The 13,660-nt window shown below is 73.2% G+C and carries 12 protein-coding genes; 5 read left to right on the forward strand and 7 right to left on the reverse strand.

Annotation, left to right across the window (positions count from 1 at the left end; all coding sequences use genetic code 11):
- Positions 1 to 63 precede the first annotated feature (63 nt).
- The 5 genes from ACIBBD_RS00800 to ACIBBD_RS00820 form a co-directional block, all read right to left on the reverse strand.
- Positions 64 to 3,165 (reverse strand): efflux RND transporter permease subunit, encoded by a 3,102-nt coding sequence (locus tag ACIBBD_RS00800; protein ID WP_399417079.1) that lies wholly within the window; start codon positions 3,163 to 3,165, stop codon positions 64 to 66.
- A 275-nt stretch (positions 3,166 to 3,440) separates the two neighbouring features.
- The gene (locus tag ACIBBD_RS00805; RefSeq protein ID WP_399417080.1) at positions 3,441 to 4,121 is read right to left on the reverse strand and encodes a response regulator; all 681 of its coding nucleotides are present in this window, start codon (positions 4,119 to 4,121) and stop codon (positions 3,441 to 3,443) included.
- Positions 4,118 to 5,347 (reverse strand): sensor histidine kinase, encoded by a 1,230-nt coding sequence (locus ACIBBD_RS00810; RefSeq protein ID WP_399417081.1) that lies wholly within the window; start codon positions 5,345 to 5,347, stop codon positions 4,118 to 4,120. Before ACIBBD_RS00810 ends, ACIBBD_RS00805 begins: the two co-directional genes overlap by 4 nt.
- Positions 5,348 to 5,601: 254 nt before the next feature.
- A complete protein-coding gene (locus tag ACIBBD_RS00815) occupies positions 5,602 to 5,880 on the reverse strand; it encodes a hypothetical protein (protein ID WP_399417082.1) in 279 nt (92 codons plus the stop codon).
- A gap of 34 nt (positions 5,881 to 5,914) precedes the next feature.
- Complete coding sequence (locus ACIBBD_RS00820) at positions 5,915 to 6,691, reverse strand: PspA/IM30 family protein (protein WP_399417564.1); 777 nt, start codon at positions 6,689 to 6,691, stop codon at positions 5,915 to 5,917.
- Between the two features lie 292 nt (positions 6,692 to 6,983).
- On the opposite strand from ACIBBD_RS00820, the gene ACIBBD_RS00825 reads away from it, so the two are divergent.
- From ACIBBD_RS00825 to ACIBBD_RS00835, 3 genes are all read left to right on the forward strand, one after another.
- Entirely contained in the window at positions 6,984 to 7,610 is a 627-nt protein-coding gene (locus ACIBBD_RS00825) for a DUF3043 domain-containing protein (protein WP_399417083.1), read from the forward strand.
- A gap of 83 nt (positions 7,611 to 7,693) precedes the next feature.
- A complete protein-coding gene (locus ACIBBD_RS00830; RefSeq protein WP_399417084.1) occupies positions 7,694 to 8,395 on the forward strand; it encodes a methyltransferase domain-containing protein in 702 nt (233 codons plus the stop codon).
- A 101-nt stretch (positions 8,396 to 8,496) separates the two neighbouring features.
- Entirely contained in the window at positions 8,497 to 9,597 is a 1,101-nt protein-coding gene (locus ACIBBD_RS00835) for a S1C family serine protease (RefSeq protein ID WP_399417085.1), read from the forward strand.
- 100 nt (positions 9,598 to 9,697) lie between these two features.
- Here the strand turns inward: ACIBBD_RS00835 and ACIBBD_RS00840 are convergent, their stop codons facing one another.
- Positions 9,698 to 9,910 (reverse strand): hypothetical protein, encoded by a 213-nt coding sequence (locus ACIBBD_RS00840; protein WP_391644526.1) that lies wholly within the window; start codon positions 9,908 to 9,910, stop codon positions 9,698 to 9,700.
- 163 nt (positions 9,911 to 10,073) lie between these two features.
- Here ACIBBD_RS00840 and ACIBBD_RS00845 point away from each other — a divergent pair, with 163 nt between their 5' ends.
- Complete coding sequence (locus tag ACIBBD_RS00845; RefSeq protein ID WP_399417087.1) at positions 10,074 to 11,282, forward strand: bifunctional adenosylcobinamide kinase/adenosylcobinamide-phosphate guanylyltransferase; 1,209 nt, start codon at positions 10,074 to 10,076, stop codon at positions 11,280 to 11,282.
- Positions 11,283 to 11,339: 57 nt separating this feature from the next.
- Here the strand turns inward: ACIBBD_RS00845 and ACIBBD_RS00850 are convergent, their stop codons facing one another.
- Positions 11,340 to 12,296, reverse strand: a complete 957-nt coding sequence (locus ACIBBD_RS00850; protein ID WP_399417088.1) for a class I SAM-dependent methyltransferase — start codon at positions 12,294 to 12,296, stop codon at positions 11,340 to 11,342.
- 161 nt (positions 12,297 to 12,457) lie between these two features.
- On the opposite strand from ACIBBD_RS00850, the gene cobT reads away from it, so the two are divergent.
- Positions 12,458 to 13,588 carry a nicotinate-nucleotide--dimethylbenzimidazole phosphoribosyltransferase gene (gene cobT / locus ACIBBD_RS00855; protein WP_399417089.1) on the forward strand — a complete coding sequence of 377 codons (1,131 nt, stop codon included), beginning with the start codon at positions 12,458 to 12,460 and terminating at the stop codon, positions 13,586 to 13,588.
- Positions 13,589 to 13,660 lie beyond the last annotated feature (72 nt).

Consider the following 13,660-nt stretch of genomic DNA (forward strand, 5'->3'; position numbering starts at 1 on the left):
GAGCTCACAGGATAGGAACATCCCGCGGGGGAAGAGGGGTCGGCCGGGCCGTTCCCTCAGGTCCTACACGCCGGCGGGCTCCGGCACCTGCTCCGGCTCGGACTGCCGCTTCGCCGCCCGCTTCCCCGCCCGCCGCTCCTTGCGGAGCTCGACCATCGCGTAGAGGGTCGGGACGAGGAGCAGGGTGAGCAGGGTCGAGGTGACCAGACCGCCGATGACGACCACCGCCAGCGGCTGCGCGATGAAGCCGCCCTCGCCGGTGACGCCCAGGGCCATCGGCAGCAGGGCGAAGATGGTCGCCAGGGCCGTCATGAGGATGGGGCGCAGCCGGTGCCGGCCGCCTTCCACCACGGCCTCGACGACGCCGTGGCCCTGGCGGCGGTACTGGTTGATGAGGTCGATCAGCACGATCGCGTTGGTCACCACGATGCCGATCAGCATCAGCATGCCGATCATCGCGGGGACGCCCATCGGGGTGCCGGTGGCCACCAGCAGGCCGATCGCGCCGGTCGCCGCGAACGGGATGGAGACCAACAGGATCAGCGGCTGGACGAGCGAACGGAAGGTCGCCACCAGCAGCATGAAGACGATCGCGATCGCCGCGAGCATCGCCAGGCCCAGGTTCTTGAACGCGTCGTCCTGGTCCTGCGAGACACCGCCGATCTCGGCCGTCGCGCCCGCCGGGAGCTTCAGCGCGTTCAGCTTGGACGTCAGGTCCGCGCTCACCGCGCCCGTGTTGTCGCCGGTCGGCCGCGCGGTGATGGTGGCCGCGCGCTGACCGTCGATGCGGGTCATCGAGACCGGGCCGTCGACGAGCCGCACGGTCGCGATGTCATCGAGCTTCACCGGGCCCAGCTTCAGGGCCTTCAGCTGCGCCAGCGTCGTGGCCGGCGTCGCCGAGGTGATGACGACGTCGCGCTCGGTGTCGTCCAGGACCGCCTTGGCGGCCGTCGTCCCGCGCACCGCCTGCGCGACCGCCGCGCCCAGCGTCTGCTGGTCGAAGCCGGCCGCCGCGGCCCCGGCGTCGGCCTCGACCGAGATGCGCGGCACGCTCTGCGACAGGTCGCTGGTGACGTCCGTGACGTCGTCCAGTCCGGCCACGGCCGCGCGGACCTGCTCGGCCGCCGTGCGCAGCACACCGGCGTCGGCCGCCTTCACGACGACACTGAGGTCCTGGCTGCCGAAGCCGTCACCGGCGGCGACGGTGGTCGTGCCGATGCCGTCGAGCTTCTCCAGCCCGTCCTCGATGCGCTCCTGCACGTCCTCGTACGACGCGGAGTCCTCCAGCATCACCTGGTACGACGCCTGGTTGGTGTCGGTACCGCCGCCGAAGGCCGCCATGAAGCCGGAGGAGCCGACGGTGACCTGGTAGTCCTTCACGCCCTCGGTGTCGGCGAGCAGGCGCTCGACCTTCTTCGCCTGGGCGTCGGTGGCGGCGAGGCTGGTGCCCGGCCTCAGCCTCTGCTTGACCGTCAGGACCTGCTGCTCCCCCTGGTCGAAGAAGTTCGTCTTCAGCAGGGGCGCCATGCCGAAGGTGCCGAGCAGCACGACGACCGCGATCGCCACGCTCGTCAGACGGCGCCGGGTCGCGAAGCGCAGGACGGGGACGTAGAAGCGCTGGAGGCGGCTCCTCGCCTCCTTCTCCTCGGCCGCCCGGCGCGCCTCCTCGGCGTCCTCGGGGGTGCCCTTGGGGGCGCGCAGGAACCAGTACGACAGGACCGGCACGACCGTCAGCGAGACGAGCAGGGAGGCCAGCAGGGCCGCCGTCACCGTCAGGCTGAACGCGCCGAACAGCGCGCCCACCATCCCGCCGACCAGGCCGATCGGCAGGAACACGGCGACCGTGGTGAGGGTGGAGGAGGTGACCGCGCCGGCCACCTCGCGCACCGCGGTGAGGATGGCTGTCTGCCGCTCCTCGCCGTAGCCGAGGTGGCGCTTGATGTTCTCCAGGACGACGATCGAGTCGTCGACGACCCGGCCGACGGCGATGGTCAGGGCGCCGAGCGTCAGCATGTTCAGCGACAGGTCGCGCGTCCACAGCACGATCAGGGCGAGGACGACGGACAGCGGGATCGACACCGCCGTCACCAGCGTGGAGCGGAGCGAGGCCAGGAAGACCAGGATGACGAGGACCGCGAAGAGCAGACCGAGCGCGCCCTCCGTCGTCAGGCCCTCGATGGACTTCGACACCGCCGGGCCCTGGTCGCTGACGACCGTGATCGACGCGCCGGAGCCGAGGTCCTCGCGCAGCCCGGGCAGCTTCTCCTCGACGGCGTCCGAGATCGCGACGGCGCTGCCGTCGTGGTCCATGGTGACGGCGACGGCGAGGCTGGGCCGGCCGTCGGTGCGGGTGAGGGAGTCGGCCGGGGCCTCCTCCTGCCGCACGGTGGCCACGTCACCGAGCCGGACCGGCTTCTTGCCGGCCGTACCCGCGATCATCAGGTCCTGGATCTGCTCCAGCGAGGTGAAGCCGCCGCCGACCTGGACGGTGCGGTTGGCGCCGGCCTCGTCGAAGGAACCCGCCGGGACGGTCGCACCGCCCGCCTGCAGGGCCTGGGCGAGGGCCTGCGGGGTCAGTCCGGCCCGCGTCAGCTTCGCGTCGTCGGGGGTGACGGTGACCTGGAGGTCGCGCACCCCGTCGACGGTGACCTGGCCGACGCCGTCGATGTCCTTCAGCGCCGGGACGACGGTCCGGTCGAGCCGGTCGGCGAGGGCCTGCTGGTCCTGGTCGGAGGTGACGGCGAGGACCACGGTCGGCATGTCGTCCGTGGAACCGGCGACGACCTGCGGGTCCACGGAGTCCGGGAGCTGGACGCGGGCCCGGTTGACGGCCTGCTGGACGTCGGCGACGAGCTGCTTGGTGTCGTTGCCGTAGTCGAAGGACGCCATGATCAGGGCGTTGCCCTCGCTCGCCGTGGAGGTGACGCCGGTGATGCCGTCGACGGCCTCGAGGTTGTCCTCGATGGGCTCGACGACCTGCTTCTCGACGACGTCCGGGGAGGCGCCCTGGTACGGCGCCAGCACGGACACCATCGGCAGTTCGATGGTCGGCAGCAGCTGCTGCTTGAGCTGGGGGATCGCGATCGCGCCGAACACGATCGCGATGATGGACATCAGGCCTATCAGGGCCCGTTGGGCGAGGCTGAATCTCGACAGCCAGGACATCGGTTCTGGGTCTCTCTTCTGTGAGCGGCAGAAGCGGCATAGGGGCAGGAAGGAAGCGCGGACGGCACAGACGGCGCACGGCACGGATGGCGTACGACAGGTACGGCGTACGCCACGAACGGCGTACGACAGCTATGGCGCACGACACGGATGGCGCACGGCACATATGAGCGCCCGCCCCTACACCCTGAGCCATCGGGAACGGCCGATCCGTAAGCCCCAGGTCGATTTCCTTATCCGGCGCCTACTCCGGGCGCAGTACGGCCGGGTGGCGTTCAGTCCACCCTCGGACGGACCAGGCCGGACTCGTACGCGATCACCACGAGCTGGGCCCGGTCGCGGGCGCCCAGCTTGGCCATGGCCCGGTTGACGTGCGTCTTCACGGTCAGCGGGCTGACCTCCAGGCGGTCGGCGATCTCGTCGTTGGAGTGGCCGCCGGCGACCTGGACGAGGACCTCGCGCTCGCGCACGGTGAGCGCGTCCAGCCGTTCCGCGCGGCCCGGGTCACGGTCGTCGTCGGTGTCGCCCTGGGCGAGGAAGCGGGCGATCAGGCCCTTGGTGGCGGCCGGGGACAGCAGGGCCTCGCCGCCCGCGGCCACCCGGATGGCGTTGAGGAGTTCCTCGGGCTCGCTGCCCTTGCCGAGGAAGCCGGAGGCACCCGCCCGCAGCGACCGCACGACGTAGTCGTCGACCTCGAAGGTCGTCAGGATCACCACGCGCACCTGTGCGAGGGCGGGGTCGGCGCTGATCAGCCGGGTGGCGGCGAGGCCGTCGGTGCCCGGCATGCGGATGTCCATGAGGACGACGTCCGCCTGCTGCTCCTTGGCCAGCCGGACCGCCTCCGCGCCGTCGGACGCCTCGCCGACGACCTCCATGTCGGGCTCGGAGTCGACGAGCACGCGGAAGGCGCTGCGCAGCAGTGCCTGGTCGTCGGCGAGCAGGACACGGATGGTCATGCGGGCTCCCCCGGTTCTCCCGTGGCGGCGGCACGGGTCTTGACCGGCAGGATGGCATGGACGCGGAAGCCGCCTCCGTAGCGGGGCCCGGTGGTGAGGGTGCCGCGCAGGGCGGTGACGCGTTCCCGCATGCCGAGCAGCCCGTGGCCGCCGCCCTCCCGCGGGCCCGTCGCGTCGCCCGCGCCGTCGTCGAGGACGGTCACTTCGATGTGGGGTCCCACGCGCACGACGCTGACCTCGGCCTTGGCGTCCGGTCCCGCGTGCTTCTGCACGTTGGTCAGGGCCTCCTGGATGACCCGGTAGGCGGCCAGGTCGACGGCGGCCGGGAGCGCGGTGCCGTGGTCGGCGCGGGCGACCTCGACCTGGAGGCCGGCGCTGCGGAAGGTGCCGGCGAGTTCGTCGAGGCGGTCCAGGCCGGGGGCCGGTTCGGTCGGGGCCTCGGGGTCGCCGGACTGGCGCAGCAGGCCGACGGTGGCGCGCAGCTCGTTGAGGGCGGAGCGGCTGGCCTCCCGGACGTGCGCGAGGGCCTCCTTGGCCTGGTCGGGGCGCTTGTCCATGACGTGGGCGGCGACTCCGGCCTGCACGTTGACCAGGGCGATGTGGTGGGCGACGACGTCGTGCAGGTCGCGGGCGATCCGCAGGCGCTCCTCGGCGACCCGGCGGCGGGCCTCCTCCTCGCGGGTGCGTTCGGCCCGCTCGGCGCGCTCCCGGATGGCCTGTACGACGGCCCTGCGGCTGCGGACGGCGTCTCCGGCGGTGGCGCCGATGCCGGTCCAGGCGAGGATCGCGAGGTTGTCCTGGGCGTACCAGGGCAGCGGGCCGGCGAGCATCGCGGCAGTGGTCAGGACCGTCATGGTGAGCAGGCCCGCCCGCAGGGTCGTGGGGCGGTCGGTGGTGGCGGCGACGGTGTAGAGGGCGACGACGGCGGACATCGCGACCGGGGCCCGGGGGTCGCCGGTGACGCTCTCGACGACGGAGAGGGTGCCGGTGAGGGCGAGGACCGTCATGGGGGCGCGGCGGCGGAAGACGAGCGTGACGGCGCCGAGGGCCATCAGCAGCAGGCTGAGCGGGTCCGGGGTGCGGATGCCCCAGCTGACGCGGTGCTCGCCGTGCGGGTCCACGAAGGATCCGGCCAGCATGCACAGCAGGACGGCGGCGGCGAGGAAGGCGTCGAGGGCGAGGGGATGTGCGCGCAGCTCGCGCCGGGCTCGGGCCAGAGGGGTCAAGGGTGCCGTACCTTCTCGAGTGGCCGTGGCGGGATGGGACGTCATCGGGGGCCGTCGCCCCGGTCCCGCTCCCGGCCTGAACGGGCCTCGTCCTCGGACCCCCCGAGGGGGGTGCCACCGGACGGGGCGATGCCACCGGCCCCCGCTCGCGGGCCGCCGTGAGGCCTTGCTGCACCGGCCCGGCTCGGAACTCCACCGGCCCCGCCTCGGACGGCGCCGCCGGTGGCCGGCCCGCGCCGGGAAGTCGCCCGCCGTCAGCCCGGGATCAACCCGTCGTCGCTGAGCATCTCCCGGACCTCCTCCAGGCTCGCGCCGGGAGCCGGGAGGATCAGTTCCGACGGTTCCAGTGCCTCGTCCGGCAGGGGGGTGCCGAGGACGCGGACGGCGTCCAGGAGAGCGTTGAGGGTGCGCCGGAAGCCGGCCTCGTCGCCGCCCTCCATCTCCTCCAGCAGCTCGTCGTCGAGCTTGGTCAGCTCGGCGAGGTGGGAGTCGGCCAGCTTCCACTGGCCCTCCCCCATGATCCGCACGATCATGTCGCCCTCCTCGGCTCCGGTCCCCGGCGCCGGGCTACTGCTTGTCGAAGCGCGGGGTGTCCTGTGGCTGCTGCTGGGTCTGCGAGGGGTCCGCGCCCCCTTCGATGGCCTGCTGCCCGGCGGAGGTGCCTCCGGCGAGCTCGGCCTTCATGCGCTGCAGCTCCAGCTCTACATCCGTACCACCGGAGAGCCGGTCCAGCTCGGCCTGGATGTCGTCCTTGGCCATGCCCGTGGGGTCGTCGAGGGCCCCGGAGGCGAGGAGTTCGTCGAGGGCGCCGGCGCGGGCCTGGAGCTGGGCGGTCTTGTCCTCGGCGCGCTGGATGGCCAGGCCGACGTCGCCCATCTCCTCGGAGATGCCGGAGAAGGCCTCGCCGATGCGGGTCTGGGCCTGGGCCGCGGTGTAGGTGGCCTTGATGGTCTCCTTCTTGGTGCGGAAGGCGTCGACCTTGGCCTGGAGACGCTGGGCCGCGAGGGTGAGCTTCTCCTCCTCGCCCTGGAGCGTCGCGTGCTGCGTCTCGAGGTCGGTGACCTGCTGCTGGAGGGCGGCGCGGCGGGAGAGCGCCTCCCGGGCCAGGTCCTCGCGGCCGAGCGCGAGCGCCTTGCGGCCCTGGTCCTCCAGCTTGGAGGACTGCGATTGCAGCTGGGTCAGCTGGAGTTCCAGGCGCTTGCGCGAGGTGGCCACGTCCGCGACGCCGCGGCGGACCTTCTGGAGCAGTTCCAGCTGCTTCTGGTACGAGTAATCGAGGGTTTCGCGCGGGTCCTCGGCCCGGTCAAGGGCCTTGTTCGCCTTCGCGCGGAAGATCATCCCCATACGCTTCATGACACCGCTCATGGGCTTCGCGCGCCCCCTTCTGACGGACTCCGGCTCCAGCTCTGCGACAGAACCCACAGTACGGGCCCTGCTTCCATTGACGCACTGTTCGGGGGCGGATGCGCTCCTCCCCAAGGACGACTGACCAAGGCATCGCTCCGGCGTGAGGAGTAGGTGACCTTCAGGGTGAGCGCTCGGTCACCGGGTGTCCCCTCTTCCCCGGTCTGTCCCGGGTCTGTCCTCACTTCAGACGACTGGTGTTGCCGGATCGTTCCCCACCGGGCTGGGGTCCATGCCCGGGGAGCGCTTACCCTTGGGTTTTGTGTTCCGTAGCCGTGTCAAGGAAGAGAAGGCGCCCGCCGACAAGGCCGTGGTGACCGACTCCAAGCAGCCCCGCCACCCGCAGGCCCCCAAGGGCCGGCCCACACCCAAGCGCAGTGAGGCCCAGTCCCAGCGCCGCAGCGTCGCCAACACGTCGATGACGCGCAAGGACGCCGCCAAGCGCCAGCGCGAGGAGCGCCGCGCCCAGTTGGAGCGTCAGCGCCAGGCGCTGGCCGGCGGCGACGAGCGGTACCTGCCGGCCCGTGACAAGGGTCCGGTGCGCAAGTTCGCGCGCGACTTCGTCGACTCGCGGTTCAACGTGGCGGAGTTCTTCCTGCCCATGGCCGTGATCATCCTCGTGCTGAGCATGATCCGGGTGGCGTCGCTGCAGAACGTCGCGCTGCTGCTGTGGCTCGTGGTGATCGTGCTCATCGTGCTGGACTCGGTCGTCACCGGGTTCCGCCTGAAGAAGCGGCTGGCGGAGCGCTTCCCCGAGCAGAACCGGCGGGGCGCGGTGGCCTACGCGCTGATGCGCTCCCTCCAGATGCGTCGGCTCCGGCTGCCCAAGCCCCAGGTCAAGCGCGGAGAGCGGCCCTGAGCACTGCTGCTTTCTCCGGGGGTGCGGCGAAGGCCTGGCTGGACAAGCTGGGCGGGCTGCGTGACGTCGTACGGCAGGAACTGGTGGCCCGGCAGCTCGACGAGCAGATAGCCGGGCGGTATCCGGTCGGGCAGCGGCTGCGGGTGCTCGACGTGGGGATGGGCCAGGGCACGCAGGCGCTGCGGCTGGCCCGGCTCGGTCACCAGGTGACCGGCCTGGAGCAGGACACGACGATGATCGCCGCGGCCCGCGAGGCCCTGTCCGGGGAACCGGAGGGCATCCGGGAGCGGATGCGGATCATCGAGGGCGACGGCCGGGACACGGGCGTGCACTTCCTGCCCGGCAGCTTCGACGTGGTGCTCTGCCACGGCGTGCTCATGTACGTGCAGGAGCCGGACCCCCTGCTGGCGGGCATCGCGCGCGTGCTCGCCCAGGGCGGGCTGCTGTCGCTGCTCGTGCGCAACGCGGACGCGCTGGCCATGCGGCCCGGTCTGTCCGGCGACTGGGCGGGCGCCCTGGCCTCCTTCGACACCGTCGCCTACCGCAACCGGCTGGGCCTCGACGTCCGCGCCGACCGGCTGGAGACCCTGACCGCGACGCTCGCCGGCATCGGGGCGCCCCTGCAGGCCTGGTACGGGGTGCGGGTGTTCACGGACACGGCGGCCGACGCGGCGCAGATCCCGGAGGACGTGGAGACGCTGCTGGCCGCGGAGGAGCGGGCGGGGCGGACGGATCCCTACCGGGGCGTGGCGGCGCTGCTGCATCTGTGCGGGGTGCGGGGCTGAGACTCGGGCGGTGCGGGCGAGGTCCGTACCGGTACCGTCCCTGGCGCTCGTTCGGGTGAGCAGGACGGGCCGGAGGTGCACCCCGCGGAGAGACTCGGGGCATGGACGCTTCCCGTTCCCGTACGCGTACGCATGCCCGTCGGCCGGTCGTGTCGGGGTGGGCGTGCTGGGTGTCCCCGGTGTGCTCCCTCGGGCTGGTCGCCGGATGTTCCGCCTCCGGGTCCTCGGGCGGGGAGGCGGCGACCCGGCAGGCCGCGCAGCCCGCGGCCGTCGCCCAGGCGGACGATCTGGAGAACGCCTACCAGCGGGTGATCAAGGACGTCCTGCCGTCGGTCGTGCAGATCCAGACCGGCAGCGAGCTGGGCTCGGGGGTGGTGTACGACGACAAGGGGCACATCGTCACCAACGCGCACGTCGTCGGTGACACGAGGACCTTCCAGGTCACGACGGCCAACAGCCGCGACGCGCTCGCCGCGACCCTCGTCTACTCGTATCCCGAGCAGGACCTCGCCGTCATCAGGCTGGACCGGCCCCCGAGCGGGCTGAGGCCGGCGACCTTCGGGGACTCCGCCAAGGTCGAGGTCGGGCAGATCGTGCTCGCGATGGGCTCGCCGCTGGGGCTGTCGTCGAGCGTGACGCAGGGCATCGTCTCGGCGACCGGACGGACCGTCAGCGAGGGGAGTGAGGGCGGGGGCACGGGGGCGACGATCGCCAACATGGTGCAGACGTCCGCCGCCATCAACCCCGGCAACAGCGGAGGCGCGCTGGTGAACCTCGACGGGCAGGTCATCGGTATCCCCACGCTCGCCGCGACCGACCCGGGGCTCGGCGACAGCGCGGCGCCCGGCATCGGGTTCGCGATCCCGGCCTCGATGGTACGGACGGTCGCCGACCAGATCGTCAAGGACGGCAGGGTCACCGACTCCGGCCGGGCGGCCCTGGGCATCACCGGGCGGACGTACGCCGACGCCGAGTTCCGGCCGGCCGGGGTCGCCGTCGTCGAGGTGCGCGACGGGGGCGCGGCCGACAAGGCCGGCATCGAGGTCGGTGACGTCATCACCGGACTGGGTGACACCGTCATCACCACGATGACGTCCCTGGCGGAAGCACTGGCCGAGGCCCGCCCCGGAGAACGCACCACCGTGACCCTCACCCGCGACGGCGGGCAGCAGACCGTGGAGGTGACGCTGGGCGAGCAGTAGGCCGTCGGCCCGGCCCGGGGCCCGGCGGGCCCGGGACCGCGCGGGCCCCGGGTCCGGTGAGCCCGGGGGACCGTCGGTGGACGCCCCGGGCCCCCGGCCGCTAGGACTCTTCGGCGTGCAGGTTCATCGGGCCGTAGATCTCGGTGGAGTCCTCGAAGAGCCGTACCTGGTCCGCGCCGCCTTCGAGCAGGGCCTTCCAGTGCTCCCCGATCCAGGACTCGGCGTCCCCCTGTGTGGTGAACTCCTCGGGCTGCACCGCGGGCTCGACCTCCGTCCCGTCGGCCTTCTCGAAACGCCACGTCCATGCCGCCATGTACGCCTCCAACGTGTCGGCACCTGCAGAGCAGAAGCCGGATCTCGGTCCGGCTCCTGATCAGAGCCTATGCGCTCGGCCGGGTGCGCCGTCAGGAGACGGGGTCGTCGGTGATCGGGGGTATGGGCGCGCGGGCCGGGGGGCGACCGGTGAAAATCGGGGGGTGGAAGTGACTCTGCTTGGTACCGGCGCCCCCCTCGGACTCCCCCGCCCCGACTGTCCCTGTGCCGTCTGCGCGACCTCGCTCGGCGTGGACGCGCGGGCGGCGACCGCGTTGCTCGTGGACGGGGCGCTGCTGCTCGACCTGACGCCGGGTGCGGCCCTCGCCGCGGCGCGGACGGGGCACTCGCTGAGCGGCGTACGGCAGGTGCTGTTGTCGCATCCGCACGACGGGCCGCCCGTCGAGGTGCCGGCCGGGGTGCCGCAGCCCGGGCGGGTGCCGGACGGTCGGGAGCTGTCGCTGCTGACGGGGCACCGGGTGCGGGCGGTGGCGCTGGACGCGCCGGGTACCGGATACGAGGTGACGGGTCCCGCGGGGCAGCGGCTGCTGTACCTGCCGCCGGGGGGCGCGGCGGCCGGGCTGGAGGACGGGACGGAGCCGGCCGAGCGGTACGACATGGTCCTCGCCGACGTCGTGGGGAGGCCGGACGCGCTGGCGAGGCTGCGGGCGGTGGGGGCGGTGGGGCCGACGACGGATGTCGTCGCCGTTCACCTGGACCACGACGTGCCGCCGGGGGCGGAGTTGCGGCGGCGGCTCGCGGCGGCGGGGGCCCGGCCGGTGCCGGACGGGTCGACGCTGGTGGTGGGGGCGTACGAGGACGTGCCGGACGTGCCGCGGCGGACGCTGGTGCTGGGCGGGGCGAGGTCCGGCAAGTCGGTGGAGGCGGAGCGCCGGCTGGAGTCCTTCCCCGAGGTGCTGTACGTCGCGACGGGCGGTTCTCGGGGCGGGGACACCGAGTGGGCGGCGCGGGTGTCCGCGCACCGGGAGCGGCGGCCGGGTTCGTGGCGGACGGCGGAGACGTGCGACCTGGTGCCGTTGCTGGCGGTCGGCGGGGCCCCGCTGCTGATCGACTGCCTCTCCCTGTGGCTGACGGACGCGATGGACTCCGCCGGGGCGTGGGACGACGCGGTGTGGGCGGACGGGGGCGAGCGGGAACTGCGGGCGCGGGTGGCGGAGCTGGCGGCCGCCGTGCGCGCGTCCCGGCGGACGGTGGTGCTGGTGTCCAACGAGGTCGGCTCCGGCATCGTCCCGGCCACGGCCTCCGGCCGGCGGTACCGGGACGAGTTGGGGCGGCTGAACGCGGCGATCGCGGCCGAGTGCGAGCAGGTGGTGCTGGTGGTGGCGGGGCAGGCGGTGGTGCTCCGGGGGTGAGCCGGGCGGGGCGGGCTCGGCGGGGCGGGGACGGTCCGCCGGGTCAGTGCTTCCGGGTCAGTGCTTCCGGGCGATGATCCGGTACGCGTTCGAGAAACGGGTGTGCCGGAGGACGGGGGCCAGGGTGTGGTCCAGGGCCCTCGCCGCCGCGAGCAGGGGGCTGGTGGCCCGTCGCAGGGTCGGGTGGGTCGGCGGGACGGCCTGGTTCAGGCAGAGGGAGAGGGCCGCCGACAGGTCGCAGGGGACATGAGGGGCGCGGCGGTCCGCGGTGAGGACGGTGCAGCCCTGGGCCTCCAGTTCCGCACGGAGGTTGGGCAGGGGGACGAGGTGGAGATGGCGGGGCTGCCCGTGCGGGAGCCACCACTTGCCGAGGAGGGTGGCGAACGCGCTGCGCGGGTCGGGGACCTCGACGAGGAGGTGCCCGCCGGAGCGGAGGGTGATGAGGGCGGCGCGGAGTTCCTCGCGGGGGTCGGGGGTGTGCTCCAGGTGGTGGAGCATGCTGACGACGTCGTAGCGGGCGCGCAGGCGGGTGGTGATGCCGGGGGTGGTGAGGCGGCCGATGTGGGCCTCCTCGACGCGCCCCGCCAGCCGCGCCCGTTCCACCCTGGGGGTGGGGTCCAGGCCGTCGAACGCCGTGTACCTGAACACCTCCTTCGCCGCCTCCGGGAAGAGCGCGTGGCCCGTGCCCACGTCCAGCCAGCTCTCCGGCTCGGGGAACCGCAGCATCGCCCGGGCGGTGGCCCGCAGGCGGCGACGGCTGGTGCGGGTCGCCAGGACCCGGTCGGTGAGGCCCGTCGCGTGGTCCACGTCCGGGTCGCGCTGGTAGAGGGCGAGCCCCTCCGCGGTCAGGCGCGGGTTCTGGAAGGCGTGGGCGCAGTCCCGGCACTCGTCGACGACGAACGTGCCCGGTCTGTGGTGCAGGAGGTCGGGGGCGCGCAGTCGGGTGCGCAGGCGTTTCGAGCCGCACCAGGGGCAGTCGTCGCGGCGCGGCTCGTGGATGGGCCTGGGGGGCATGAGCGGCTCCGGTGGGAGAGCGTGCGGGGCAATGCGAGGCAGGCGGCAATTCGTGGTAAAGCGGAACGTATGGGATCGCGATCTTGGGTGCAAAGACGTCGTGGGGGTGTGGTGGCGATGTGGCGCGGAACCGTTCGATCGGTGCCGGTACTGTTCGGCGAATGAGCTCGCTTAATCTCGACGACTTCACCGATCTGATCGAGCGCCCCGACGGTGGGGTGCGCCGCGACGCGGAGGCGCGCCGGGAACGTCAGATCGTGCCGCCCGGATCGCTGGGGCGCCTCGACGACCTGGGTGAGTGGCTCGCGGCGGCGCAGGGCGCGGTGCCCGTCCGGCCGATCCGGCAGCCGCGGGTGGTGCTGTTCGCCGGTGATCACGGGATCGCCGAGCTGGGCGTCTCGGTCCGGCCCGCGGGCAGCGCCGCGGAGCTGGTGCGGGAGGTGCTGGAGGGCGGCCGTCCGTCGGCGGTGCTGGCCCGTCAGCTCGGGGTTCCGCTGCGGGTCGTGGACATGGCGCTGGACTGCGAGCCGGACGCGTTCCCGGAGGATGTCGTACGCCATCGGGTACGGCGCGGCAGCGGCCGTATCGACATCGAGGACGCGCTGACCCCCGAGGAGGCGGAAGCCGCCTTCCGGGCCGGGGTCGCCGTCGCCGACGAGGAGGCCGACTCCGGTACGGACCTGGTCGTCCTCGGCGATGTGAGCGTGGGCGGGACGACGGTGGCGGGCGTGCTGGTCGCCGCGTTGTGCGGGACCGACGCGTCCGTGGTGACCGGGCGGGGCGGGGAGCGGATCGACGACCTGGCGTGGATGCGCAAGTGCGCCGCGATCCGTGACGCGCTGCGGCGGGCCCGGCCGGTGCTCGGCGACCAGTTGCAGTTGCTGGCGACCGTGGGCGGCGCCGACCTCGCCGCGATGACGGGCTTTCTGCTGCAGTGCGCCGTACGGAAGTTGCCGGTGGTGCTGGACGGGGTCGTGGTGGCGGCGTGCGCGCTCGTCGGGCAGCGGATCGCCTTCCGGGCGCCGGACTGGTGGCTCGCCGGGCAGCGCAGCGGCGAGCCGGGCCAGGCCAAGGCGCTCGACCGGATGGCGCTGGACCCGCTGCTGGACCAGGGGGTGACCGTGGGCGAGGGCGCGGGAGCCCTGCTGGCACTGCCGTTGGTGCGGGCCGCGGCGGCGCTGGCCGCCGAACTGCCGGAGAAGCCGCAGAAGCCCGAGGAATCCCCGGCGGCCGAGGAGAAGTTCGGCGCGCCGGAGGAGCCGACGGGGCCCGAGGAGCCCACGCAGGCGTAGCGGCGGACCGGGCGGCTCGGTCCGGGCGAGCGATCCGGGCGGCACACGGCCCGTCGTGGGGCGGCCCTGCCG

This window comes from Streptomyces sp. NPDC051315 (assembly GCF_044455165.1).
GTDB lineage: Bacteria > Actinomycetota > Actinomycetes > Streptomycetales > Streptomycetaceae > Streptomyces.

What these genes read in the sequence shown, in the direction of transcription:
- ACIBBD_RS00800 (WP_399417079.1), bottom strand. Translation starts at nt 3,165, where the DNA reads ATGTCCTGGCTGTCGAGATTCAGCCTCGCCCAACGGGCCCTGATAGGC.
- ACIBBD_RS00805 (WP_399417080.1), bottom strand. Translation starts at nt 4,121, where the DNA reads ATGACCATCCGTGTCCTGCTCGCCGACGACCAGGCACTGCTGCGCAGC.
- ACIBBD_RS00815 (WP_399417082.1), bottom strand. Translation starts at nt 5,880, where the DNA reads ATGATCGTGCGGATCATGGGGGAGGGCCAGTGGAAGCTGGCCGACTCC.
- ACIBBD_RS00820 (WP_399417564.1), bottom strand. Translation starts at nt 6,691, where the DNA reads ATGGGGATGATCTTCCGCGCGAAGGCGAACAAGGCCCTTGACCGGGCC.
- ACIBBD_RS00825 (WP_399417083.1), top strand. Translation starts at nt 6,984, where the DNA reads ATGCCCGGGGAGCGCTTACCCTTGGGTTTTGTGTTCCGTAGCCGTGTC.
- ACIBBD_RS00835 (WP_399417085.1), top strand. Translation starts at nt 8,497, where the DNA reads ATGGACGCTTCCCGTTCCCGTACGCGTACGCATGCCCGTCGGCCGGTC.
- ACIBBD_RS00840 (WP_391644526.1), bottom strand. Translation starts at nt 9,910, where the DNA reads ATGGCGGCATGGACGTGGCGTTTCGAGAAGGCCGACGGGACGGAGGTC.
- ACIBBD_RS00850 (WP_399417088.1), bottom strand. Translation starts at nt 12,296, where the DNA reads ATGCCCCCCAGGCCCATCCACGAGCCGCGCCGCGACGACTGCCCCTGG.
- cobT (WP_399417089.1), top strand. Translation starts at nt 12,458, where the DNA reads ATGAGCTCGCTTAATCTCGACGACTTCACCGATCTGATCGAGCGCCCC.